The sequence below is a fragment of the Bacillus nitratireducens genome, assembly GCF_036320425.1.
Taxonomy (GTDB): Bacteria; Bacillota; Bacilli; order Bacillales; family Bacillaceae_G; genus Bacillus_A; species Bacillus_A nitratireducens.
This window is the reverse complement of the sequence record NZ_JAUMJO010000004.1, coordinates 198,068-223,132: the sequence shown is the minus strand read 5'-3', so window position 1 is coordinate 223,132 and position 25,065 is coordinate 198,068. Positions and strand designations below refer to the sequence as shown.

Annotated in this window: 35 protein-coding genes and 1 pseudogene; 11 read left to right on the top strand and 25 right to left on the bottom strand. The window is 33.5% G+C overall.

Annotated elements, in window-relative coordinates; translation table 11 throughout:
* Positions 1-156 precede the first annotated feature (156 nt).
* From Q3V31_RS16670 to coaW, 5 genes are all read left to right on the top strand, one after another.
* A complete protein-coding gene (locus Q3V31_RS16670) occupies positions 157-459 on the top strand; it encodes a hypothetical protein (RefSeq protein WP_090813560.1) in 303 nt (100 codons plus the stop codon).
* 179 nt (positions 460-638) lie between these two features.
* Complete coding sequence (locus Q3V31_RS16665) at positions 639-1,007, top strand: hypothetical protein (protein ID WP_000713877.1); 369 nt, start codon at positions 639-641, stop codon at positions 1,005-1,007.
* Between the two features lie 175 nt (positions 1,008-1,182).
* Entirely contained in the window at positions 1,183-2,382 is a 1,200-nt protein-coding gene (locus Q3V31_RS16660) for an LL-diaminopimelate aminotransferase (protein WP_139265926.1), read from the top strand.
* 55 nt (positions 2,383-2,437) lie between these two features.
* Positions 2,438-2,836 carry a 3-hydroxyacyl-ACP dehydratase FabZ family protein gene (locus tag Q3V31_RS16655; protein ID WP_001021823.1) on the top strand — a complete coding sequence of 133 codons (399 nt, stop codon included), beginning with the start codon at positions 2,438-2,440 and terminating at the stop codon, positions 2,834-2,836.
* 27 nt (positions 2,837-2,863) lie between these two features.
* Entirely contained in the window at positions 2,864-3,685 is an 822-nt protein-coding gene (gene coaW / locus Q3V31_RS16650; protein ID WP_001246775.1) for a type II pantothenate kinase, read from the top strand.
* 15 nt (positions 3,686-3,700) lie between these two features.
* On the opposite strand, the gene Q3V31_RS16645 is transcribed toward coaW, so the two are convergent.
* The 6 genes and pseudogenes from Q3V31_RS16645 to Q3V31_RS16620 all read right to left on the bottom strand — a co-directional run bounded on the left by Q3V31_RS16645 (position 3,701) and on the right by Q3V31_RS16620 (position 7,523).
* Entirely contained in the window at positions 3,701-4,210 is a 510-nt protein-coding gene (locus Q3V31_RS16645) for a 2'-5' RNA ligase family protein (protein ID WP_090813563.1), read from the bottom strand.
* A gap of 119 nt (positions 4,211-4,329) precedes the next feature.
* Positions 4,330-4,809 carry a CcdC family protein gene (locus Q3V31_RS16640; RefSeq protein WP_090813564.1) on the bottom strand — a complete coding sequence of 160 codons (480 nt, stop codon included), beginning with the start codon at positions 4,807-4,809 and terminating at the stop codon, positions 4,330-4,332.
* A gap of 35 nt (positions 4,810-4,844) precedes the next feature.
* Positions 4,845-5,516 (bottom strand): DUF4052 family protein, encoded by a 672-nt coding sequence (locus Q3V31_RS16635; RefSeq protein WP_329765629.1) that lies wholly within the window; start codon positions 5,514-5,516, stop codon positions 4,845-4,847.
* Positions 5,513-6,383: pseudogene (locus Q3V31_RS16630) on the bottom strand (ATP-binding cassette domain-containing protein). The gene Q3V31_RS16635 and the pseudogene Q3V31_RS16630 overlap by 4 nt, the downstream one beginning before the upstream one ends.
* Complete coding sequence (locus Q3V31_RS16625) at positions 6,380-6,760, bottom strand: GntR family transcriptional regulator (protein WP_000805182.1); 381 nt, start codon at positions 6,758-6,760, stop codon at positions 6,380-6,382. Before Q3V31_RS16625 ends, Q3V31_RS16630 begins: the two are co-directional and overlap by 4 nt.
* A gap of 169 nt (positions 6,761-6,929) precedes the next feature.
* On the bottom strand, positions 6,930-7,523 hold the full coding sequence (locus Q3V31_RS16620) for a DUF4825 domain-containing protein (protein WP_000876560.1): 594 nt from the start codon (positions 7,521-7,523) through the stop codon (positions 6,930-6,932).
* 440 nt (positions 7,524-7,963) lie between these two features.
* Between Q3V31_RS16620 and Q3V31_RS16615 the strand changes: the two genes are divergently transcribed.
* The 5 genes from Q3V31_RS16615 to Q3V31_RS16595 are packed head-to-tail and all read left to right on the top strand — an operon-like array spanning position 7,964 to position 8,783.
* Positions 7,964-8,104: a YrzI family small protein gene (locus tag Q3V31_RS16615; RefSeq protein WP_000156189.1), complete on the top strand. Its 141-nt coding sequence runs from the start codon at positions 7,964-7,966 to the stop codon at positions 8,102-8,104.
* A 27-nt stretch (positions 8,105-8,131) separates the two neighbouring features.
* Positions 8,132-8,275, top strand: a complete 144-nt coding sequence (locus Q3V31_RS16610) for a YrzI family small protein (RefSeq protein ID WP_000142722.1) — start codon at positions 8,132-8,134, stop codon at positions 8,273-8,275.
* 29 nt (positions 8,276-8,304) lie between these two features.
* On the top strand, positions 8,305-8,448 hold the full coding sequence (locus tag Q3V31_RS16605) for a YrzI family small protein (protein WP_090813565.1): 144 nt from the start codon (positions 8,305-8,307) through the stop codon (positions 8,446-8,448).
* Positions 8,449-8,474: 26 nt separating this feature from the next.
* The gene (locus Q3V31_RS16600; protein ID WP_000669808.1) at positions 8,475-8,615 is read left to right on the top strand and encodes a YrzI family small protein; all 141 of its coding nucleotides are present in this window, start codon (positions 8,475-8,477) and stop codon (positions 8,613-8,615) included.
* A gap of 27 nt (positions 8,616-8,642) precedes the next feature.
* Positions 8,643-8,783, top strand: a complete 141-nt coding sequence (locus Q3V31_RS16595) for a YrzI family small protein (RefSeq protein WP_000668492.1) — start codon at positions 8,643-8,645, stop codon at positions 8,781-8,783.
* 232 nt (positions 8,784-9,015) lie between these two features.
* On the opposite strand, the gene Q3V31_RS16590 is transcribed toward Q3V31_RS16595, so the two are convergent.
* Positions 9,016-10,101, bottom strand: coding sequence for an AI-2E family transporter (locus Q3V31_RS16590; protein WP_016129707.1), 1,086 nt, complete (start codon positions 10,099-10,101; stop codon positions 9,016-9,018).
* Between the two features lie 149 nt (positions 10,102-10,250).
* On the opposite strand from Q3V31_RS16590, the gene Q3V31_RS16585 reads away from it, so the two are divergent.
* Entirely contained in the window at positions 10,251-11,072 is an 822-nt protein-coding gene (locus tag Q3V31_RS16585; RefSeq protein WP_097872165.1) for an HNH endonuclease, read from the top strand.
* A gap of 228 nt (positions 11,073-11,300) precedes the next feature.
* Here the strand turns inward: Q3V31_RS16585 and Q3V31_RS16580 are convergent, their stop codons facing one another.
* The 18 genes from Q3V31_RS16580 to Q3V31_RS16495 form a co-directional block, all read right to left on the bottom strand.
* Complete coding sequence (locus Q3V31_RS16580) at positions 11,301-11,393, bottom strand: putative holin-like toxin (protein WP_001289319.1); 93 nt, start codon at positions 11,391-11,393, stop codon at positions 11,301-11,303.
* Positions 11,394-11,535: 142 nt separating this feature from the next.
* Positions 11,536-12,648, bottom strand: coding sequence for an FMNH2-dependent alkanesulfonate monooxygenase (gene ssuD / locus Q3V31_RS16575; protein ID WP_016129708.1), 1,113 nt, complete (start codon positions 12,646-12,648; stop codon positions 11,536-11,538).
* A gap of 76 nt (positions 12,649-12,724) precedes the next feature.
* Complete coding sequence (locus Q3V31_RS16570) at positions 12,725-13,573, bottom strand: ABC transporter permease (RefSeq protein WP_329765628.1); 849 nt, start codon at positions 13,571-13,573, stop codon at positions 12,725-12,727.
* Positions 13,574-13,589: 16 nt separating this feature from the next.
* Positions 13,590-14,576: an aliphatic sulfonate ABC transporter substrate-binding protein gene (locus tag Q3V31_RS16565; RefSeq protein WP_000277170.1), complete on the bottom strand. Its 987-nt coding sequence runs from the start codon at positions 14,574-14,576 to the stop codon at positions 13,590-13,592.
* Between the two features lie 18 nt (positions 14,577-14,594).
* Positions 14,595-15,350 carry an ABC transporter ATP-binding protein gene (locus Q3V31_RS16560; RefSeq protein ID WP_000218588.1) on the bottom strand — a complete coding sequence of 252 codons (756 nt, stop codon included), beginning with the start codon at positions 15,348-15,350 and terminating at the stop codon, positions 14,595-14,597.
* 181 nt (positions 15,351-15,531) lie between these two features.
* Positions 15,532-16,044 (bottom strand): ribonuclease FAU-1 family protein, encoded by a 513-nt coding sequence (locus Q3V31_RS16555; protein WP_000009081.1) that lies wholly within the window; start codon positions 16,042-16,044, stop codon positions 15,532-15,534.
* 167 nt (positions 16,045-16,211) lie between these two features.
* Positions 16,212-16,697 carry an NUDIX hydrolase gene (locus Q3V31_RS16550; RefSeq protein ID WP_000030344.1) on the bottom strand — a complete coding sequence of 162 codons (486 nt, stop codon included), beginning with the start codon at positions 16,695-16,697 and terminating at the stop codon, positions 16,212-16,214.
* Positions 16,690-17,745 (bottom strand): hypothetical protein, encoded by a 1,056-nt coding sequence (locus Q3V31_RS16545; RefSeq protein ID WP_329765627.1) that lies wholly within the window; start codon positions 17,743-17,745, stop codon positions 16,690-16,692. The genes Q3V31_RS16550 and Q3V31_RS16545 overlap by 8 nt, the downstream gene beginning before the upstream one ends.
* Before the next feature lie 12 nt (positions 17,746-17,757).
* Positions 17,758-18,231: a tetratricopeptide repeat protein gene (locus tag Q3V31_RS16540; RefSeq protein ID WP_071734346.1), complete on the bottom strand. Its 474-nt coding sequence runs from the start codon at positions 18,229-18,231 to the stop codon at positions 17,758-17,760.
* A gap of 179 nt (positions 18,232-18,410) precedes the next feature.
* Positions 18,411-19,100, bottom strand: a complete 690-nt coding sequence (locus tag Q3V31_RS16535; RefSeq protein ID WP_000676690.1) for a phosphopantothenoylcysteine decarboxylase domain-containing protein — start codon at positions 19,098-19,100, stop codon at positions 18,411-18,413.
* A gap of 12 nt (positions 19,101-19,112) precedes the next feature.
* A complete protein-coding gene (locus Q3V31_RS16530) occupies positions 19,113-19,913 on the bottom strand; it encodes an AAC(3) family N-acetyltransferase (protein ID WP_329765764.1) in 801 nt (266 codons plus the stop codon).
* A gap of 248 nt (positions 19,914-20,161) precedes the next feature.
* A complete protein-coding gene (locus Q3V31_RS16525) occupies positions 20,162-20,563 on the bottom strand; it encodes a GNAT family N-acetyltransferase (protein WP_000941880.1) in 402 nt (133 codons plus the stop codon).
* 61 nt (positions 20,564-20,624) lie between these two features.
* Positions 20,625-21,563: a DMT family transporter gene (locus tag Q3V31_RS16520; protein WP_000643674.1), complete on the bottom strand. Its 939-nt coding sequence runs from the start codon at positions 21,561-21,563 to the stop codon at positions 20,625-20,627.
* Positions 21,564-21,650: 87 nt separating this feature from the next.
* Positions 21,651-22,151, bottom strand: coding sequence for a GNAT family N-acetyltransferase (locus Q3V31_RS16515; RefSeq protein WP_016129715.1), 501 nt, complete (start codon positions 22,149-22,151; stop codon positions 21,651-21,653).
* Positions 22,152-22,184: 33 nt separating this feature from the next.
* Positions 22,185-22,730 (bottom strand): GNAT family N-acetyltransferase, encoded by a 546-nt coding sequence (locus Q3V31_RS16510; protein ID WP_071734342.1) that lies wholly within the window; start codon positions 22,728-22,730, stop codon positions 22,185-22,187.
* Positions 22,731-22,745: 15 nt separating this feature from the next.
* Complete coding sequence (locus Q3V31_RS16505) at positions 22,746-23,447, bottom strand: nucleotidyltransferase domain-containing protein (protein ID WP_090813571.1); 702 nt, start codon at positions 23,445-23,447, stop codon at positions 22,746-22,748.
* Between the two features lie 14 nt (positions 23,448-23,461).
* Positions 23,462-24,145: a DNA alkylation repair protein gene (locus Q3V31_RS16500; protein ID WP_071734338.1), complete on the bottom strand. Its 684-nt coding sequence runs from the start codon at positions 24,143-24,145 to the stop codon at positions 23,462-23,464.
* 148 nt (positions 24,146-24,293) lie between these two features.
* Complete coding sequence (locus Q3V31_RS16495; protein WP_090813572.1) at positions 24,294-24,950, bottom strand: hypothetical protein; 657 nt, start codon at positions 24,948-24,950, stop codon at positions 24,294-24,296.
* Positions 24,951-25,065 lie beyond the last annotated feature (115 nt).

Below are 25,065 nucleotides of genomic sequence, written 5' to 3'. Positions count from 1 at the left end.
CTTCTTAAGAATGGATCCCGTATTTTACTGGGTCCATTCTTTTTGAATTTCAAGGATTAAAACCTATTTTCTTTATGTAGTTCAAATATTTAAAGGAGTATCCCCTACTACTTTCGAATAAAATAAATTATAGTTTTTCAAAAAGGAGCTGTGGAAATGTCTTATGGCATCCAATTATTAATTATCCTTCTTTTTTCATTGGTCATGTTTGGCGTCCTTAATTTTTTAGCCATTTCCTTATCTCAAAATAACTTTAAAAGAAGGATTGTTGCAGGTTTCCTATTTTTATTGTTAACTCCCATTATCTTTTTGACTACTACAGCACTCACATCTATATTCGATAAAGGTGGTTTGGGAGTAGCTAACCAAGTCTTCGTTATTGTAAATGTATATATTGTAAATGGAATTGTCATTCTTCTTTCCGCTTCATTTATCCTCAAAAAACATAACATAAGATAGAGTACTAGGCATGAATCTAGCATTACACTAGATTCATGCCTTTTTATTTTAAAAATCTCACCTTTCTCCAAATTTTTATGTGAAATTTAATAATTCTTTATAAAAATTTAAACTTTATTTTTTACAATATTCCTATCGTATTCGCACGTTTATAAAAACGAATAAGAAAGGAGTACACAATGAAAAAGTTTCTATTTATTTTCCCTATATTAATCGTTCTACTTAGTGGATGTAGCAATAATGATATATACGGCTCTTGGGAGGTCATTGATAATAAAAAAGGTGAATGCCCTGTATATTATAAATTTGAAACAGTTGTAAAAGAGGAAAAGAAAGAAAAGGTTGTTCACAATTTAGTGGAAATGCAAACAACAAATAAAAAAGAAGATTTATTTAAAGGATCGTTTGTTAAAAATTCTAACGTGTATCGTATTGATTATGGTAACTCGTTTACATCGGATCAATCTTTAAAAGTTGTCGATAATAAATTAAATGTATACTTTTTTACAACTGAAAAAACATGTACATACAAAAAAGTAAACAAATAATTGTCATTTATAACGTAGAAAATATTTTCTGCGTTATTTTTATTTTCCCCTTATTATCCTCCCTCTAAATTTGTCAATCGTTTTAATTTTCATAAAAAAATGATAAAATGTTAACATGTGTTTTCAGAATAATTAAAAACGCAGAAAGAAAACACTGTTTTTAGGAGGGGTTTTGATGACTTACACGTTAGCAACTAGAATGAAAGCATTCCAATCTTCTATATTTAGTGAATTAGGGGCCTATAAAAAAGAGAAAATTGCAGCAGGTCATAAAATGATTGATTTAAGTATCGGGAATCCCGATATGCCTCCTGCTGATTTCGTAAGAGAAGCAATGGTACATACGGCGAGTGAAAAAGAAAGCTATGGATACACATTAACAGGCATACAAGAATTTCACGAAGCTGTAACTGAATATTACAACAACACTCATAACGTTATTTTAAATGCCGATAAAGAAGTTTTATTATTAATGGGTTCACAAGACGGACTCGTTCATTTACCGATGGTTTTTGCAAATCCGGGAGATATTATATTAGTTCCTGACCCAGGATATACGGCTTATGAAACAGGAATTCAAATGGCCGGCGCAACATCTTACTACATGCCATTAAAGAAAGAAAATGATTTCTTACCTAACTTAGAAGTTATCCCTGAAGAAATTGCCAATAAAGCGAAGATGATGATTTTGAACTTCCCAGGAAATCCAGTTCCAGCAATGGCTCATGAAGATTTCTTTAAAGAGGTAATCGCATTCGCGAAAAAGCATAATATTATTGTCGTCCATGATTTTGCTTATGCTGAATTTTATTTTGATGGTAATAAACCAATTAGCTTCCTCTCTGTACCTGAAGCTAAAGAAGTTGGCATAGAAATCAACTCTTTGTCAAAAAGTTATAGTTTAGCAGGTAGCCGTATTGGTTATATGATTGGAAATGAAGAAATTGTTCGTGCACTTACTCAATTTAAATCAAATACAGATTACGGCGTGTTTTTACCAATTCAAAAAGCAGCATCAGCTGCGCTAAGAAATGGCGCTTCGTTTTGCGAAAAAAATCGCGGTATTTATCAAGAACGTAGAGATACTTTAGTTGATGGATTCCGAACATTTGGTTGGAATGTTGATAAACCAGCTGGTAGTATGTTCGTCTGGGCTGAAATTCCGAAAGGCTGGACTTCTATAGATTTCGCTTATGCATTAATGGATCGTGCGAATGTCGTTGTTACACCAGGTCATGCATTTGGACCTCACGGAGAAGGCTTTGTACGTATTGCACTCGTTCAAGATAAAGTAGTATTACAAGAAGTAGTTGAAAACATTAAAAATAGCGGTATTTTCTCTATTGAAAAAATAGAAGAATTAGTTAAAAATTAATAATAACTCCCCTGCTTAACTGTAGCAGGGGTATTATTATTCCTGGAGGTACGATATGAATATTAAAGATACTCTTCCCCATCGCTATCCATTTTTAATGATCGATAAAATTACAAGCGTTACAGAATCTCAATCAGCTACAGGATACAAACTGATTACAAATAATGAGTGGTTTATTAATAACAATCAAAACTATATGCCTCATATGTTAATTGTAGAAGCACTAGCGCAACTTAGTGCCTTTGTCAGTACAGGTGAATCTGAAGGACTTGGTTTCCTCTCCTCATTAGATGGGGTGGAATTTCATGCAAATGCGTATCCCGGTGATAAACTTGACTTACATTATGAATTAACACGTAACAGACGAGGTTTTATTCTTGGGAAAGGAATTGCCTCTGTAAACGGTCAATCAATCGTTACCATTGAAAAGCTATTAATATATCAAGCTGATTAAACAGATCACATAGTAAGGGGTAGGAAAATGCGGAATGTTGTTGGTATTGATGCTGGGGGAACATTAACAAAAATTGCTTACTTTAACGAAATGAACAAATTAGTTTTCGAAAAATTTTATTCATATGAACAAGAAAGAGTTAAAGAATGGCTTCAAAGTCATAATTCAATTACACAATTATGCATTACAGGTGGCAAAGCTAAACAGTTAGAAGAACTACTTTCAGGTTCATTTAAAATAGTAGAATTAAACGAGTTCGAAGCTACATTAGGGGGAGTACGATTCATACTAAAAGAAGAAAAACGTGCTATACAGAACTTTGTCCTAACAAATATCGGTACAGGTACTTCCATTCACTACGTTCACGACAAACAATACATTCGCGCTGGTGGAACTGGAGTTGGCGGCGGAACAATTATGGGTCTTTCAAAACTATTAACAAATATAGATCATTTTGAAGATGTGCTACCGCTTACGAATATAGGATCAAGAAAAAGTCTAGATATTACGGTTGGAGATATTTATGGCGGTATTCTCTCCCCTATTGATAACAACTTAACTGCTAGCAATTTTGGAAAAGCGGCCATTACAGACTCAAATTATAGTAGTTCAGATATACTAGCTACCGTTCAAGGACTTGTCGGTGAAGTCGTCACAGCATTAAGTCTTCAATTCGCCGAAGCAAAAAATATTGACCATATCATTTACATCGGTTCTACTCTATGTAATAACGTACATCTTCAAAATATTATTAGTAGCTATACAGAATATCAAAACAAAATACCAGTCTTTTTACAAGACGGCGGTTATAGTGGTGCAATTGGTGCTTTACTCCATAGTTCGAAATAAAAAAGCTGACTTTTGTCAGCTTTTTTGTAATGGTACTTCAAATTCAATAATTGATTCCCCGTTCTCTCCAATTCGCTCCACGCTAATTCTATCAATTACACAATTTAACTTTTCATGAAAACTAGGCATATCCTTTACTACTTTAGCTGCTAACTCGGCACTTTCTTTTCTCCCAACTGTTACATGTGGTATGTATGGAATATCCGTTCTCAAAAATTGCAGTAAAGGACCTGTATACAATCTATCGTGTAATTCTTCTATTTTTTCTTTCCCTCTTTCCACTTCCAAAAATAGATACTCTCCCTTGCTACTTATCCGGTTAGCAAACTCAATTTCAATCGGTTGAACCCCATTCGCCACATTCAAAATATGTACTTCCAGCTCATCATTCGAAATAGAACTTTCAAACGGGAATACAATTGTTATATGAGGAGGAATTAATCCGAATAAAGGATCATGCTTTTCTCTGACACTCTCTATTTCATCTATGTGCATATTATGTAAAAACAGTAGAATTGTACGCACTTTTATATCCCCTACTCCCTCTCAATTTTTTTATATTTATCATATTGTATGGTAGCGTGAACTTCAACAAATTATTTTGCTTGCATATAAAAATAAAAAACTTCTCAAATGAGAAGTTTTCATATGGCATGGTTATTATTTTCTCTTAAAACTTTCCTAAATTTTATATAACAAGCAATTCTCCACGGAATAATATACGATACTGCAACTACGTAAAATAATAAACCTATTGTTTGCTGATCTAAGTCAACAATATATTGTCTTGAACCATATCTTAAAATAACAATTCCAATAAAGGTAATTAAAAAGGCTGCACTTTTTTTCGTATAAATATTCCCATCATCTCTTCGCTCATAATTTGTTAGAACTATAAGTGGCACAGCGAAAAGAACTCCAATGAATACTGCTATAGTCACTTGTAATATAGCTGGGTGTACTGGACCAAAAAACAATAAAATACCCGGTGTTAAAAATAGTAATGGCCACAAAATACGTTTTCCCGTCCCCTTAATTGGCTTATACATAGAACGATATCGTCGCCAAAAAATTAGCAGTGCCACGCATAAAAAGACGGTTATTAGTGAAGAAGTATCTCCCATTGTCTTCCCTCTTTCTATAATAATCTAACAATATTTTAAACCATTTGCTCAAATGAAACTTTACGAATAAATATACTACTAGTTATGATATATAGAATGGTTAATCCAATTGAAATCACAGTAAAATAGGGAATATCTATTAAAGATAGATCGCTTGTAAATAATAAACCTTTTATCCCTACTTCTCCATAAAGCAAACTGTTTGTTGATAAGAAAAGCGTTCCACCAATCATGAGACCAATCCACTGAAATCTTTGTTTAAAAACTACTACTACTTGGAAGAAACATGCTGTCGTAACATAAAACAAAAATTGTAAAATAAATTGTTGTGTTAATTGTTCTCCAATGCTAACATTCCCTAAATTATATTTTATGTCTTGTAAAAGTATAACTTGAAGAAATGAAAATAACGCAGATTGCAGTACAATATAACAAATCGCTCCGATGAAATATTGAATTCTCGTTACACCAAATGAAATAGCTAAACGAAATAAATCATCTTGTATATTGAAAGTACTGACTACTATAAACATCATAATTGCTATTGAAGGGTTATTGATAATTTCGGGTAGATAACTAATTTTCAATTCATTTAAATGAACAGCATTTAAAGCCCCTTTTATTAATAAAGCTACAATCCAAAATATTAAAATTGCTTTATAATGAAAATTAATATGTAACTTCAACTGCTTCATTAACATCTTCATTTCACTTCACCACCAGTTATGTGAATAAATAATTTTTGTAATGTAATTCTATCAATTACTAAACCTTCTTTTTCAAGAGAGTAATAATCTTCATTAGAAAGTTCTTCCCATATAACAGTAATGCCTTTATTTCCATAGACTTCTCGATTTATAATTTTTTTTTATCGAAAATTCATCTACTTTATCTTTTATTCCTGAAATTATATGCCCCTGTTGTAATAAATCTTCCACCGATGATTGAACAACTAATCTTCCTTCTTTCATGATAATTACATCTTCAATAACATGGGTTACTTCTTCTACTAAATGTGTTGATAATATAATTGTTCGAGGATACTCACCGTAATCTTCTAATAGTAAACTATAAAATAACTCACGATGTGCTGCGTCTAAACCTGTAGTTGGTTCATCAAAAATTGTAATTGGTGCTCTACTTGCTAGACCTTGAATAATTCCTACGACTGTTTGCATACCGTGTGATAATTTATGGTATTTCTCTTTCATATTAAGCTGAAACTTCCCTGCCAGTTCTTCAGCATATTTCTGATCCCAATTTTTATAAAACATGTTACATAGCTCAAAAATCTCTTTAATTTTATTACTTAAATGCCCTTCTTCTTTCACTCTAACAAAACAAATGCTTCGCATCGCTTTACTATTTTCAAAAACATTTTCACCAAATATAGATACACTTCCACTACTTGAAATAATTTGACCTGCAAGTATGTTTAATAATGTTGTTTTCCCCGCTCCGTTTCTTCCAAGCAAACCATATATTTTATGTTCTTCCAATGAAATTGTTACTTCATTGACAGCTAGTTTCTTTTTATATTTTTTCGTTAAATCTTTCGTTTCAAGTGCAATCATCCCTCTTTCCCCTCCTTCGTAATTTTGTGTATCATGTCCATCAATTCGTCTTTTGATATTTCTAGTACTTTTGCTTCTTCCCACACTTTAGGTAAATACTCGGTCATAAATGTATTTTGTCTTTTTTTTAGTACGACTTCTTTTGCTCCCTTTGTAACAAACATCCCGATCCCTCTCTTTTTATATAAAATCCCCTCATCTACTAGTAGATTTACTCCTTTTGCAGCTGTAGCCGGATTAATTTGTAACATCTTCGCAAATTGATTTGTCGACGGAACTTGTTCTTCTTCAAGTAATATGTCTTTTAAAATATCAGATTCAATTGTTTCTGCAATTTGTATGTATATTAACTTATTTTGTTCTAGAGTAGGTTTCACGATTTCACCACCTTAGGTTCATAGGTTCATTACTTATGTAATTAACCATAGCACAACGTTATATTTTTTTCCATAATTTTCATCAAAAAAAGAATCATTCGATACTGAATGACCCCCTTTAAAAAATGTCCTTATTTTCAATCGTTAAATAACCACCTCTTCCTCCATATCACTTAGATTCACGCACAGGATGTTCATTAAAAAATTGCTTTCGAAAATCTTTATTATTAACTAGCTTTTCTATTTTTTCTTGATTACCGTAAAAGAAATTCATTACGATTCCCATATTCCATATAAGATCATCCCTTGGTAAATCATTAAGTTCTTTATACAGTATGGGTAAAAGTTCCTCTCTTTTTAATGCAAAGCTTTGATTTTCAATCTGAAACTCATACCCTTTCGCATTCGGTACTAAAACCGCAAGATAAATAGTATTAAAGAGAAAATTCTTCTTCATCGTATCCTTACCATCAAACCAATACGTCTCAACCATATCTTCTGTAAGGGCTCCATTCCCTCGTGCACCATAGTTCACCTTTATACTTTCATTCTCTAAACTTATACTTTGAAATGTTTCACCACCGGGTAAATGATTAACAATTGCAACCACATCTGAGTTATTACCAACATATGTCCCAGCATATTTCTTAAAAGCACCAGGTTCAATATCAGATATTTCTTTTATTCTTTCTCCGCTAGAACAAGCAGTAATAAATAAAAAAATTGTTAGCATAACAACCACATTACGATGCATATATTTCATTTAGCATCCCCCATTTTTATCGATATTTCGTTCATTACAATACTTCTTCTCAAAACCCTTTAAAATATACGCATTTTAATCAAAATTAAAAATTTTCACTTTTTATGTTTACAATTATCCATTAATTGTATATAATTACTAACGTAAGAAAAATATTCTAAAAGGAGGTCGAAGGAAATGATGAAATTACAATTACATGCTTTAACATTAGCGTTAACTGCACCTTTGTTTTTCGGACAATTGAATATGAATTCGACCACCCTAACGGAGAATTGAAAATCGTACTTTATTTCTATTAATTCATAAATTCGCCACAGGAGGTCGTATACTTTCCTGTGGCTTTTTCACGCCTAGCCATAGGAGAACTATATCTTCCTGTGGCTTTTTTGTGCGATTTTTTAGTCTCTTACATTATTTTTTTAAGAAAGGAGCAACATTCGATGACTATTAGCGTATTGTTTTTAAGTATTACGATTCAAAGAAATACAATTTCCAAAGATGAAATTTTCCATAATGAGCAAATTGAAAAAGCTATGAATGATGTTAAGGAGCGCCAAGCGCTTTATTGTGATCACCTGTAATTCCTTTTCGAAAGGAGGAATTCATTTATGACTTTTCATATTTTCTTTTTTACGACTGTACTTCAGAAAAACACTTTATCTGAAGATGAAATCATTCGTAAACAACAATTAAAACAAATGACTGATAAAATAACTGACATTAAAAGTTCATACTATACGCAAATGTATTAAAAATATATTTTTAAAGGGGCAATATCCTAATGAAATTTAAAGCTTTCTTTTTAACGATTACCATTCAAAAACGTAAACTTTCAAAAGATGAACTTTCTAACGAACAACAAATTAAAAATATTATGGACGAAGTAAAAGAACGACAGTCCTCTTATTACAACCGTCTTTACTAAATAAATTATAAAGGGGTAAAAATCCAATGAAATTCAAAGTATTCTTTTTAACTATTACGATTCAAAAAAACAAACTATCTGAGTCTGATACGCTTCATGACCGACAAATTGAACAGGCTATGGACAACGTCAAAGAACGACAAAGTCACTATTGTAGTCACCTGTAATTCCGATTTGAAAGGAGGAATTCATGTATGAAGTTTCACCTTTTCTTTTTAACCATTACGATTCAAAAAGAAACTATATCTGCAGATGAAGTAAAACAACAGAAACAATATAAAAAGATTATAGATGAAATTCGTGATCGTAGAAGCAAGTACTACACTCACCTATAATTATTTGAAATTATATTAGAAACGAAAGGAGTCGATTATGATGTTAATAACGCGGTGTAAAGAAATGATTTGGATAGTTCAGAGGGATTCCACGTAGTTTAGCAGGAATAATTTATACATGCGTTGCAGTTAATTTGATGTGTAAAAAATATATAATAATACGCATTTCATACACTCTAAAAATTTGAAAAGATACACCACTTTTTCAGCGGTGTATCTTCCCTAATTTTTTCTATTTCCGATTACTTCGTTTCGTCTTAAACAATCTCACTAAGTTCGAAACAACTGTTTTCGTTACCGCATAAACTGGCACTGCTAAAATCATTCCGATGATTCCCGCGAAATTACCTACCCCTAAAATAAGAATAATGATCGTTAACGGGTGAATGTTTAATTTCGAGCTCATAATACGCGGTGAAATGATGTTACTTTCAAACTGCTGTACTATCGTTACAATGATAATTACGTACAGAGCTTGCATTGGAGAAACGAACAGACCTACAATGACAGCTGGTGCTGCTCCGATAAACGGGCCCAAATTTGGAATAATGTTTGTAAGTGCTGCGATAATCCCTAAAACGAATGCATACGGTAAACCGATGATTAAATAACCAGTAAATGTAAAGGCACCAATAAACATACAAACGAGCGCTTGCCCTTGAATATATGCAGATAATGTTTCGTTCGTTTCCTTTATGATACGAAGTCCCTCTTCACGGTAAGACTCTGGTAATACACTAACGGCTTTTCCTGGAAATGCATGTCCATCTTTAAACATATAAAATAAAATGAACGGTACTGTAAAAATAACTAATGCCACGTTCGTGATAATACCAAATAAAGCCGTTGCACTCGACGTAATTGTGTTTGGTATTTCCTTTAAGTATTCAATTGCATTTTTCTCAATTGTCTCAATGGAAACGTAGTTTTGTGTAGATAGCCATTCAAATAATCTATGATGGGATAGATCTTGTATGTATACTTTTCCCTCTTTTATATAAGTCGGCATGTTTTTCACTAAATCCATTAGCTGCTGTGAGATGGTTGGAACGACTACTCCAATAGCAACTCCAGTTAATGTGATGATAAAAAGATACAATAGTAAAATCGCTAAACCTCTCGGTACTTTTTTATTCTCCAAAAAGACTAACAATGGATTAAAAATGAAGTATAAAAATAACGCGATTAAAATTGGGAAAAATAATGTTGATATGAAGATACCAATCGGTTGAAATAGAAACGATATTTTTGTGCAAATAAATATAATTCCTACAACCATTAGCACTTCTAATGTCCAAAAGTGCACTTTCGATTTCAAAAAAACATCCTCCTTTAAACTAGCACTTCTTTTCATTGTACCAAAATAAACACGAATTTTACATAATATTTTCCTTTACAATATTCCAAAATACCATTAAATACACTACAATGAGATTACATACAAATTTGTAGGTAAAGGTGATAAATATGACACAATGCATCATTTGCAGAAAAGATACGAAAGAACTTAGTGAACAATATGTCATACCAGAGATATTATGTGGATATTATTTCACAGACTCCATTTGTGATTCCTGTCATGAACATATGACAACAAATGTTGACCGTCCTTTAATTAGGCATAAGCTAAGTCAATATAAGATTGAGCAAATGAAAAAACAAATCGACTCCCCTCTCTATACGAATGAACATGGTGAGGAGCTGGCGGCCGCTGAAACGGATGTTGTCGAAATAAGTGATGAAATACTTTATTCTAATGCATTAATTATGAAACTATGTAAAAAGCACGATATTTCACTACATAATGAAATTTGGAAAGAAGAGCGTGTAACAAAAGTAGCTAGTTCTATTCAACGTGAATTGCTTTTAGATAACCGTAAATATAAAATGAGTGTATTAAAAATGGCCTATACTTTTGCTGCACAAACAATTGATGGTTACATTGACGATCCAGATGCGATTGATATTTCTAACATTCTATTAAATGCCGATTTCATGGAATTAAAGGAGAAGAGTATCGTACGTGACTTAAGCAAAAGCTCTTTATGGAATACATTAAATACAACGAGTGAAAACCATTACTTTATTTTACTTAGTGATAAAGACGGTTTATTCTGCTTCATTCGCCTTTTTGATATTTTTGATGTTGTTGTTCATTTATCAGAAAAAAGGTATGATCTTCCATCACCAATTGTCGGTGTAAATAATGTAGACAAAAAAGGATTTTTTGTAGAAAACTTAAAACAGTATATGGACGGGCTATTTAAAGAAACTACATCCTCTATTTAATCCACATCAGAACATACGGTCTCCTTTCTTCATGAAAAGACACTGTGTTATAATGAGTATGAAAAGAACAATACAATCACATAAAACAATTAAAAACTGTATATAAATAAAAAAGACTAGTGTGCGGCTACACACTAGTCCACGTAACTTAGCAGATTGGATTGTTCATTTATCCTATTTGTTTCGTACAAACACAACAACCCACTTTCTATAGGCATAGGTGGGTTGTTATTTTTTGAGCTTGTCAATTAAGACGACAATAAACGTTAACAATGCAACGAGAAACAGTCCACCTTGCAGCAGCAACGCAATTTCACTCACGAATTATCACCCCCTCCTACTTGGAGAAGTGATAATTGAACAACCAACCGCACCTTAAGTTACCTCTTAATTTTACCATATTTTTAAATTGTTTACGACGAAAACCCGCAAGCTAGTGAGCTGCGAGTTTTTTTATTTTTCACTATTTTTTTAGTGCATATGCATCAGCAATCATTTCACCAACAATTTTATTTTCTTGTTTCTTTTCGTCTTTCAATAGTGGGAATAATAATTCTGCTACTTCATACGCTTCTTCTAAATGTGGATATCCCGATAAAATAAACGTCTCAATTCCTAACGCTTCATATTCTTTTATCCTTTTCGCTACTGTATGTGGATCTCCTACAAGTGCAGTACCTGCACCACCTCTTACAAGTCCAATGCCAGACCATAAGTTAGGACTTATCTCTAACGAATCCCGTGTTCCTTTATTTAAATGTGTCATCCGCTTTTGACCAACTGAATCATATCTTGCAAATGTCTGTTGGGCAAGCTCAATTGTTTCGTTATCTACATATTGAATTAACTTTTCAGCCTCTTCCCATGCTTCTTCTTCTGTTTCTCTTACAATAACGTGTAACCTAATACCAAATCGCAGCTTACGTCCCTTCTCTTCCGCAAGTTTTTTTACTTCTTCTATTTTCTCTTTCACTTGCTCTGGCGGCTCCCCCCACGTTAAATATACATCACTGTGTTCAGCTGCAACTTCTTTACCTGCAGCGGAAGATCCCCCGAAATAAATTGGTGGATACGGTGTTTGAACTGGCGGGAACACGACTTTACTATCTGTAACTTTAATATGTTTTCCTTCTAAAGAAATACTTTCTCCTTGCAAGGTCGATTTCCAAACTTTTAAAAATTCATCCGCTGCTTCATACCTTTCATCATGTTCAAGATACAGTCCATCTCCTTGCAGTTCGACCGGGTCTCCTCCAGCTACGACATTTATAAGTAGTCTCCCGTCTGAAATTCTATCAAATGTTGATGCCATCCTCGCTGCAACTGTCGGTGACATAAGTCCTGGTCTAACCGCTACTAAAAATTTTAATTTCTCTGTCTCAGCTGCAAGAGCTGACGCTAATACCCATGGATCTTCACATCCTTGACCAGTTGGAAGTAAAACGCCTGTATATCCTAAATAATCAGCTGCCTGTGCAACTTGTTTATAATAACCATATTCAGCTGCTCTTCCTCGTTTTGTCGTTCCTAAATATCGACCATCTCCATAAGCCGGAATAAACCATAATAATTCCATACCTTTACACACCCCTTATTTATTTTGAAACGTATACTAAAATACTCTATATAAATTACCCCTAATAATTTATATGTTAATTCCCTTTCCCACCTTTAAAATTATCTCGCCACCTTAAAAACTTTACTTCTAGTAAACGTACGAGTGAATCAGAAAACTTCCCAACGAATGCAAAGATAATTATGCCGACAAATACGATGTCTGTATTGGAAAATTGCCTTGCATCCATAATCATATAGCCAATACCTTCTGTAGATCCCATCAGTTCTGCTACTACTAAACTTACCCATGCAACTCCTAAAGATAATCTTGCTCCAAGTAAAAGGTTCGGCAATGCAGCCGGTAAAATTAATTTCGTAATTAACTTTCGTTTACTAAACTCTAACACTCGTGCAACATCAAATAGCTTTGAATCTACACCACGTATTCCTAAAAAGGCGTTTACGTATAAAGGAAAAAATGCACCGTCCGCAATTAATAACACTTTCGATGTTTCTCCAAAACCGAACCATAATACGAAAAGCGGTGCAACAGCTAAATGAGGTACAGTTCTTAACATTTGTACAGACGGATCTAAATATTGCTCACTTCTCGTTGAAAATCCAACAATCGCTCCTAAAATAATTCCTAAACTCCCGCCAATAAAGAAACCAACCGCAGCCCTGAATACACTGATACTTAAATGACCGAATAACTCTCCTGTTTTTATAAGTTCTTGAAAAGCTAGAAATATATCTAATGGCGTTGGTAAAACTGTTTTAGAAACTAAATCGAATACGCCAGCTAGCTGCCAAATAATTAATACGATAATCGGTATCATAATTGCTCTTACTAACACTTTTACATTCGTCTTTCGCACTTTCTTTACATCGTTTTTGCCAATCGTTATACTCGTTGGTTTCATAACAGCTTTCATATTCTCCAATTTACAAAACCTCTTTTCATTTCGCCTTTAATGCTTTTTCTACGAAAGAATTATCTACTACTTTATCTGTCTTGATTTCTTTCTTTATAGAACCGAGATTATATTGAAAATCCGCTGTCTTTTGCTGTTCCACTATTATTTCTTTCTTTACTGGAACTAAAATTGGTTTGTCGTGATTAAACACTTCTTTTACAATTTCGGCATCTATTTTCTTTGCAGCAGTGTATATTTTTATTGCTTCCTCTAAATTTGACTCTTGCCATACACGTGCTTTTTCATACACCTTAAGGAATTTCTCAACTAATTCTGGATGCTCTTTCGCAAATTTTGTTCTCGCAATTAAAAATTCTGGTGAAGAGACATTTAACGTTTCACCATCTGCAATCACCTTCGCTCCTTTATTTACCGTATGTAACGATATGAAAGGATCCCAAATTGCCCATGCATCTACTGAACCAGATTCAAATGCAGGCTGCGCCTCATCTGGTTGTAATTGAATGACATTTACACCTTTTGCATCAATACCTTCTTTATCTAGTGCCCGATATAATAAATTAAATGCACTACTTCCTTTTGCTACTGCAATTTTTTTACCTTTCAAATCTTTTACACTCGTAATCTTGCTATCTTTTTGTACAAGAATTCCAGTTCCTTTCCTCGCATAACTTGTATTAGCAATTTCGGTAAATTCAATACCTGCTGCTTGTGCTGAAATAACTGGAGAGTTGCCAACTTCACCAAAATCCAACCGATTTGATGCGATTGCCTCAAAATAAGGAGGCCCGCTTTGAAACTCTGTCCACTTCACTTTAACTCCATCTTTTTTAAACTCCTCTTCAAACCATCCCTTTTTCTGTGCCAGTAAGAGCGGGCTTAATCCTTGCTGTATACCAATTTGTATTGTTACCTCTTCTTTCTTACTACTTGCTGTGCTTTTTTCGCATCCTAATAAAAATAAAGATATAACTAATGCAAAAGAAAGAATCTTACTTTTTTTATACATATATAATTCACCCTTTTCCTATATACTTGTTTGAATCAATCCCCCGTGTTCAAACTGCTGCAATATTTTCGTGCGAATTTCTTGGAATAATTCCGAAGTTTTACTACGTGGATAAGGTAAATTATTTTCAATCACTTTATGTATTTTTCCAGGCTTTGCACTCATGATGATAATTCGGTTTGAAAGATATATCGCTTCGTCTATATCATGAGTAACAAATATCATTGTCGTTTTCTTCTGCTCCCAAATATTCAACAGTACTTCTTGCAAATGACTTCTAGTAAAAGCATCAAGTGCTCCGAATGGTTCATCAAGTAATAATACATTTGGATCCCTTAATAAAGCTCTCGCAATCGCAACACGTTGTGACATCCCGCCTGAAATTTCTTTCGGATATGATTTTTCAAAACCATCTAATCGAACGATTTCAACCCATTCCTTAACCTTATCTTTTACATACTTATCTTTTAACGACAGATCTGCAGCAATATTTTCTTCAACTGTTAACCATGGAAACAAGCGGTGTTCTTGAAAAATAAACCCTTGTTTCTTACTCGGTTTTACGATTTGCTCCCCATCAATGATAACTTTACCTTCAAATTCGTTATCCAACCCCGCAACAATTTTTAAAAGCGTACTTTTCCCACAACCACTCGGTCCAATTATAGTTATAAAATCCCCTTTCTCTAATTGAAAATTAATATCTTCCAATACTTGAACCGTACCAGTTTGTTTCGAAAAATATTTTGATACTCCATCAATTGAAACAGTCACTTCTTCCCCTCCTTGAAATGATTCATCTAAATGAACAGATCCAGCATTTGTATAATAAAAAAACCAAAGGCATTTTATCAATAGATAAAATGCCTTTGGTTTCTCCAATCAGCAATACGTTATAGAATTAACTATATATTATACAAACATTTCCGATAAGTCAACTAGGTTTTAATGAACGTTATTTACTTTTAAAAATATTAGCAGTTTCTAAAATGATTTTTGGAAGCGACTCTCGAATTATATTTTTGACTGTATGAAGAGCTTTTTCTACATATCCGTCTTCAAATTGTTCTAACGGCTCATCTAATTCATCCTCATCCAATATAAAATATTCCCCACTTGGAAGTACCATAATATCAAGGATTAAATCTTCGAAGGATACCACTCCATCTGTTATATATGTATTCCTTACAATATTAAAATAAGAACCTAGATAACTCCCATCCTGATCTCTCCAAACGTATAAATTATATGGACGATTCCTCCAGTAGTATGCAGCTGTATAACTTCCTTTCGGGATCGTTAACTTCTTATCGTTCGCTGCCATTGTAAAAGAGTACTGTACTTCATGATATAAAACAATTTTTTCTGGTTGTGCTTCTATTAATAAACAAATATGATCTACAGTTGTAGCATCATATCGGATTTTCCTTTCAATAATTTCAATCCCTGTTGGACGTAAGAAACTCATTTTGTATTTCCCCTTTTATTTTAGTTCTTTCATTATAACCCTTTATTTTTCCACTAAGAAGCCGTTTAGTGAATTCGTTTCTTGTTTTTAAAGTTAAAATCCATTTCATCTCATTTCTGCTCCACAAAAAAGCCCCTTCTAAATTAGAAGGAACTCCAATACCATTATTATTTTATAACCCACGATGGATAAGTCTTTACTTCTAAACAAAACTCCCGTTCTTTTAACCACTCAACAGCACTACACACAAGTGGGGATGAATTCTCTTCTGTAACGCTTTCTATAGGAATCCATCTCGCTCCTAATGAATCTTGTCCTTCAAATTGTTTAGGTACAATGAATTCACTTTCGCATTTTTCAACGCCGTACAGTACTGCGATATGATGTACATGTGTGTATCCCTTGAATTTTGATGGAAATTGAAAGTCAATTGTGCCTATTTGTTTTACTACTTTCACTTTCAGCCCAGTCTCTTCTTCAATTTCTCTATGAAGTCCGGATAATAATGATTCCCCATTTTCTAAACTACCACCAGGTAAATCATATCGGTTTTTATATGGCCCTTTAATTTTATCGATTACTAATATGCTATTATTTTCGATACAAATGCCGTATACACCAAACGCACGATGATATTTAAGAGCTTTACTCATGTTTTAACTTTGCCTTAACTACATCATAAAAATTCCGTTCATCATCTACATTTAAGTGAACACGACTTACTGTTTTAGAAAATCCATATATCAACTGCGCTTTAATTGGCTCTTTTAACGTTATTTCAAAAGTTGGAGGTTCCTTTATAAATTCCATAACAGTTGCGTCAAGAACCTCTTTCTCTTCTTCTTTCTTTAAAGGTTCGCCTTTATAAAACGCAATGTTATCAATTTGTGTAAATGGTATAACGATTTTCTTTCCTAATCCAATTTGAATAATTACTTTTTCTTCCGAAACGATAATTGGATTTTTACGCATCGCTTGTATTTCAGCTAAAAAATAAAACATCGCATATATGTTTAAGATAAGTAAAATCCAAGCTATTACTGGATTCCATTGATGAAGTAAATAATGAAAACCGATACTTTCAATTACAGTTGCATGAATAATCATGATATAAACACCTATTGCACCGGTCTTTTTATGATATGAATATGTGAATTCACTTTCTGATACTTTTACACGCCACGATAAAAAAGCATAATATAATAATTTACACTCTGTAAGAATGATATTTACTGACCTACTTCTTTTCATAGTATCATCAAATGCTTGATCAATCGCATAAGAAAATGAAGAATACTCACTTCTATATTCTTTATATCGTTTTATTATTTTAGGTAGAACTCTAATAATTTTATATATCAGAAACAGTTCAAAGCATACGAACAAAATTTCTCCAGCAACTATTACATACGAAACAAATGAAAAAGCTTGTAAATAATCACTAGGAATTATAAATCTTGCGAACACGTATCCTGCTATAACTACAGGAAACATATACGTTAACGAATACCTTTTCCGTATAATAAAGAAATATGTGATGACTGGAATTACAAACATAAAATCTAATAACGAACCAAGCACTACTTCTTTCGGAGCAGCTGGTACAATTGGAAGGGTATACAATAAATAGTTTGACAACATAATTAAAGATACAAGCCAAAACCAAACGCCCATTCTCTTCCGGGGTATGGTGACATTCATACGTTCACTCCTCTATTCAAAAACCTCATTTAAACGGTCTTTATAAAATAAAATGGCACGTTCAAATTCTTTTACTCCCTCTACTTTTACGACCGTTTCCAGCAATAATTTCATCGCGGATTCATGATCGTTTACGTTATATTTTGCTAGTGATAAAAACACTTTCATCACGTCATGTTCCGGGAACTTTTTTATCCCTGCTTCTAATACAGTAATCGCTTTATCATATTCTCCTATACAACGATACGTACTGCCAAGACCGATATATGCACCGCAAAGGGATTCACCATCAAGTCCGTTCGCAATTGCCTGTTCATAATACGGAACTGCCTCCGTTTCAAGACCCATTACATCATGTATCCAAGCGCATTGATATAGTACTTCTGCATCCCTCGTAAAATTTGTTAATCCTATAAGTATCTCTTTAGACTGTGCATATTTCTTTTCATTTCTAAGTTTAATAGCTTGCTTCAATAAATGTTCCATAAAATCCACTCCTCACAAAATGTTCATTATGCATATAACATGTATTACACATTTACGAGCAGCTAATGGCCTATTCCATTGATTCGATTTAATAATCAGTAAGGGAGAAGTTCCCTCACTAATTTAATATTAACTCCATTACATACTATGCGACTGAATCTCTTTCTAAAAGCTTAAATTTACATAGAAGTGATACGATTACATAAATGCTCTAACATAATGACAATTTCTTTTGCAGTTTCATCTTTCCCATTACATAACTTCACATTACCGTCTTGTCCAATAACATGGTGCACAGCGCCGCGAGAATATAATGAATGTGGTGAATTTGCTACCATTACACTCGCTTTCGCATCTTCCATCCTTTTGCTCGCTCTTTCAATGAGTTCTGCTTCATTTACGTCACTTTCCAGTTTAAAGCCAACGAGTGTCGTTTCTGGATCCCAACTCTTTATTTGTTTTAATACTTTTGGTGCTTTTTGAAAATGAATAATTGGAGCGATGTCACTGGAAATCTTTCCGTTCATATTAAGAATATTTCCATCTTGATCGCAAATTTTTTCGACAACCCAATCTGAGCCAGCAGCAGCCATAATAACCGCATCAACTTTTTCATGTGTAATAATACTTTTCATCTTATCTTGTAAATCAATAATCCCCTCAAATGGATGCAATTCTAATTGGTTATTTACATCCATTGGCTTCTCAGCGAAATAGCCATGCAAATATATTACATTTGCTCCTTTTGTCATTAGCTCTTCTGCAATAATTCTTCCAATCGTACCTTTTGCTAAATTTGTATGTCCACGTACTTGATCCCATTTTTCTAGGCAACCGCCGCTCGTAATTAATACTTTTTTCCCCTTCATCATAACCATCCCTTACTGATTTTTCGCACGAAACCACTCTGTTCCAAAGTCAACTGCATCACGTTGCCTCATAAAGCGGCACGTCGCATTCCCTATCTTCCCACGCGTAACTGTTCCTTTCCGTTCGTATTCAACTCCAATTTCTACAAACGTGTCAGAATCATAATCCATTTCAACGAACTCTTTCCATACTCTTACACCTTCTTCTATAATAGGCGCTCCTACCTTTATTAACTCCCGTGCACCTGTACGTACCTCAGATAAATGTATGGACGTATTGGAGTCATATCCGACACCAAGTAATAATATGTATCCATCTAAATCATATATTTTTCGTAAGGGCGATTCTTCCCCAAAACTTATGGAAAGTGAATGATTCGCTATAATTTCCTCTGCATGTTTCCCCCATGCTGCAAAACTACTGAGCGGATGATTACTGCGCAATACATTTGGATATGTACGAAAACATTCAACTACTTTTCCCATTGCCCTTGTTGGTGTTATACGTGGGTCAAATGCTGGGACGTTATCCCGGATAATTTGCCACCATTCTTCTGGTACAGGTGGTCTTGACCAATGTTTTGGATCGGATAAATCCGAAGATTGGGTTGGCATAATTATCGTTCCTTCTTCTGTAACAACTTTCATTAACGCTTCTACTACGGCAACTGCCCCACCAGATATCCAACCGATCGAACTTAATGATGAATGAACAATAACTGTCATTCCTTTTTCTATCCCTAATGCGTTTAAATCATTTGTAATTGTTTCGATTGTATTTGGAAGTTGTGTACTCGCCACTATTGCATTCATTTTCACGATCGTTCCCCCATTTTGCTTTAAACTAATACATACATATATTATCATATTTTTCTTAATTTTTAACTTAATCATTTCGATTACTATACGTCTATCGTTTTTATCATATCGGAAACAGTTAAATTATGGTATATTAATTCGAAATAAATATAGTAAGGTAAACGCAATGAAAAACTTTCAATCTAGCAATCTTAATTTATACTAATACGAAATATCCCATCACAAATGATGAGCTATTTATTTTATTCATTCTCTAAATAACAATAAAACCTCTCTACTCCTAGGTATTTCTCTCCCAAGCTTTCAATCTTAAAGTTACATTTCTTGTAAAATTCGACTGCCTCTGTATCTGTCTCAGCCTCAATATATGTTAACTCATATTCCTTAATTATTTCTTTAATCATTTGAAGTGCAATTCCTTGATTGCGATATTTTTCATCAACAGCTATGTGACACACTCTCGCTCTATTTGTATGAATTAGCACTATACCTATGCAACCCTTATTCCCATATTTATATAGCACCGCCTGATCATTTTTATACATTGAAACTGCTTTAAATAAGCTTGCTTCACTCGGACCGATTGCATGCTTTAATACTTTTTTAATGGGATCTATTTCTAAATGCTCAACACGTTGTAACATCCTATCTCCATCCTTTCTCATGAAAAAAGATTAGCTCTTTATTGAAAAAGAGCTAATCTTCTTACGCCGTTATTTTCTCTTCTTTTTTCACAACTACAGCTACATAACTATGAAGTATCATTCCGACAATTACAAGACTCATTCCAACCCACGATAAAGAAGACGGAATTGGAGCCGATAACCAGATCAGCTCTCCTACTAATGCAAATAAAACTTCACCAGACTGTGTCGCCTCGACTGTTGCTAATTTTTGCGGATCATCTTTTACAAGATCTGTCGCAAAGAAGAATAATACTGTAGCAATTAAACCTGAACTAATCGCTACAATAAAACATTGAAAAACTTGACTACTTGACGGTAAACCGCTTGTAGATACTTCATAACCCGAAAGTAAAAACCAAAATGGTAAACTTGCTAATGTCATACCGAGAACTCGTTGGAAGACATCTAATTCGCCCTTACATACTTGCATCATTTTTCTATTTCCAAGTGGATATGCAAACGCAGCAATGAGTACAGGAACTACACATAAAATGGTTTCACGAATCCCTAAAGAAGAAGCGTGTTCTACTTGCATAAGAACAACACCGAATAAAATAATGCCTGACATTACTAATTCCTTCATTGGTAGTTTTTTATGTAATGGGTCTACCGCAAAAAATGGTGTTAACAAAATCCCTGCAACTATTGTAATTTGCCAAGTCGAAGCGACAAGCCACCCCGGTCCAAACGCACCCGCGAAACTAAGCGGTGCATAAAAGAGACCAAATCCAACAATACTCCATAACAACCATTCTTTCGGATTACTTTTCATATATTGAAAGAGTTGTTTTAAGTTCCCTCTATACAGAACAATAAGTAGTAGCATTGGAACCATAAAGTAATACCGTAATGATGCACTCCAAATCCAACTCCCGCCTCCTAAGTCCATCGACCGGTTTAACACAAAGGTAAAGGCAAAGAAAAACGATGCCAATATCCCTACTGCAATAGCTTTCATTATAAAACCCCTTGTTTAGTTTCTTGTTATACTATACAACAAAATAAATATAATTAAAATTCAAAATTTTTATTATATATGTATTCTTTAAAGGAACAACACCATATATTCGTCATCACTATACACACCATTTATCTTTAAAGCTCTCTTTTCAATTCCGTAAGTTTTAAAGCCCATTGATCCATATAATCTTTTTGCTGGTTCGTTTGTAGATACAACACCTAAGTTCAATTGCTCAAGTTTTATTTCTCTCGCTCTTTGAATTGCATTTGCAATTAACTCACGTGCCAGTCCATTACGTCTATTTTGTGCATCTACATACATCGCAACGATATGACCTTTATGTTTATACGCCGCTCTCTCTTCTGTTAGTAAAGTGACAACTCCAACTAAATGATTTTCTTCATTAAATGCACCAAATGTACAACTAGTAGTAGCTGTTAAATTACTTTCCACTCGCTTAATAGGATTTTCCTGGCGAATCGCCTCTTCATAAGTTGTTACAAATGCCTCTGGATTTACTTGTAATGCTTGTAAACGTAAGCCCCAATATTTTTCTGCATCTTCTTTCGTAAGTAATCGAATCATTTTTCCCATCCCCTTTAAGTTTACATAATATTTTTATAGACTATTAAATGAAGATTGATATTCTTCTTTTAACATACTATAACGATAGCGATGAATGAATTTACCATGACGTAATCTATCATTTCTCATTATTCCTTCACAAACAAATCCTGCTTTTTCATAACTCTTTTTAGCTTGTAAATTATCTTCGTCTACTCGTAGCCATATTTTTTCTAATTCGAATACAGAAAAGCCAATTTGTAACATACTGTATAGTGCTGCCATTCCATATCCTTTACCCCAGTATTCTTTATTTCCAATGGCAATCCCTAGTTCAGCATTTTTATTTGTTTGATCAAAGTTTTTCAGGTCTATCCATCCAATGTGTAAACCTTCCTTTGTAACGATAGCTCGTTGTTCATAACCATTCTCTCGACTTATGCATACTTCAATCCATCTTCTCGTATCTTCACGAGTGAACGGTGGATATTGATCTGGTACAACTAAATGTTTTGTTACTTCTTTATCTAATGACCATTGATATCGGTCTTCTACATCGTCTAGTGTCAATTCTCTTAATTGAACGAATGGTACATTCATTTTGCTATCCCCTTTTCATTTCCCGATAGAAAACCCTTCGAACACTCTTCCTCCATACTGATCTAGCGTTTTTTCTATAAAACTAATTAATTCATTTTTATCTCCTGTTTTATAAAAATGATCAAAAGCTGCTACAAATTGGTCTGCATATTGTTCGTCATATCTTTTTAACACTCTAATAAACCATTTTGAATTTCCAAGCCATTGTCCATTTACCCTTAATACATATTCATGTATTAAATCAGCTAATAAATTGGCGATAAATAATTCTTCTTCTCTCTTTGTTGCACCAATGAAATCATCCAAAGTATCCGTAATAAAATATCGCTTCTGCTTCATCGTTTCTTCGGTCCATTTTGCTGGTCCTTTATTTAGTAAATCATTCGCTTCTTTTTTTAATTTCTCAACAATTTCATTTTCCCCTTTTAATGCAATTCCCTCTGAAACTAATTGTGGTAACGAAGGTCTCCCGCGATCACAATCCATTTTAAAAAAGGTTTTATACGTTTCTAAATTATGTACGAATACTTCAACAGGCCAACCATAACTATAGAAAGATTCTCTATAACAAGATGACAAACTTTGATCGAATATTACAATATCAAGGTCAGATGTTTTCGTAGCCTCTCCTCTAGCATTACTTCCCCCTAGTAAAGCAACATCACAATTCGAAAATTGTGATGTAATTATGCTTTGTGCCGCTTCAATTGGTTTCATAATCTTACCCCTTCTTATTTTACTTTCCTTTTTTCAGCTCTTTCTCGTGCCTTTTTAATATATGGTTCTGCATCTGGAGTTTTGCATGACGTTGCACCATGATCAACTTCTACTTTTCCAATTTCACGTGCACTTTCAATTGCTTGTTGCTCTAAAGCTTCATTTCGAATCCCTATTGCAATTAATGCACTATTCATTGCTTCTCTTTTTCTGTTTTTTTCATTATGTATATGAACTTTAATCCCCTCTAAATACGGTAAGAAGAAGTCATTGTCTAACGTTTTATTTTTTATTGCAATATTCGCTAATAATGACCAACCAGCTCTTCCAATCCATTCATCATCAGACTTTGTCCATTCTTCCATTCTTTCTATCGCGATTGGCGACGTACATATAGCTGTCATAAGAACGTCCATTAAACAATAATAATCAACATCCTGAACCCACCTATTTAGCTGTTCTGATGTTAGTTTCTTCGGATCTAAAATCATTGTCGCTAAAGTCATTGCATCCATATTTTTTGTTTCCCATAATGAAATTGCTAAATCATGATCTTTTTTTATCTTCTTTTTTAACAATTTTAAATTCGCAAAACTAACTCCAAATAACGGCTCTTTCGCTCCGTGGTTTCTATACGTCTTACGAGTTTGTTCTGTCCCATACTCTTCTAGTTGCTGCATTACTTCTTCAAGTAACATATGCCCACCTCTTTTATGTTTTATGTTGACTTCATATATGTATGTACGATATATTCTACATTATTTTTTGGTTTTCCTATATTTATTTTTTAAATACGGTATGTGAAATTTTTATTGATGTTCTTTAAAACAAAAAACATCCTCTTCTTTATTTTTCACACGGTTGTTCATTGACACTTTGTATACAATATTCCACTAGCGCATGCAACGGATTTATTATGTTCCTTCCTATTATATTTTCTACCCTTGTAGCAGCGTCTACCATTGATAATTGTGCAACTGAAAGCATTTCGTTTCTATCTTTCATAATTTCATATAAATACTGTTCTAATTTAGCATCATGCTCTTCTTTACGACCTTGCATAATTAAATCAAATATCCCCTCTATCACTTCTACTTTTACCTGTATGGATTTATTATTCTGCTGAGCGTATAGTCTTAAACGTTCCATCGTTCCTGAAACAGTACGGTTATTTGTAAATAGTATGGTCTGTGACTCTTCAACCTGACAAATCATTTTAAAGAATGGCTCATCAATTTTCAATATAGGTATGTCTATTTTAAAATTCTCATCTAATAACGTGATATAATCTGTACAAGTTATTAAAAGTGTATCTATATCACTTTCAGCTATATACTTTATAATATCTTTTAAATTATTTCGTGCTTGTTCTCGTTCTATTTTTAGTCTGTGTGATAAGATTGGATCTACAAAATGGAGTATTTCTATTTCAAAAGATTGCAACACTCGGTCAATGTATTCAATATTTGAATGATGAGCATGTAAACAAGCTAATTTTTTCATACTTATCCTCCCTTTCTAAAACAAAAAACATGAATGAACCATTTTACATGCAGTTCCATTCACTTAATTCTTGTTTCATTTTTTCAAACCTGCAAAACAGTAAAATCTTGCATAC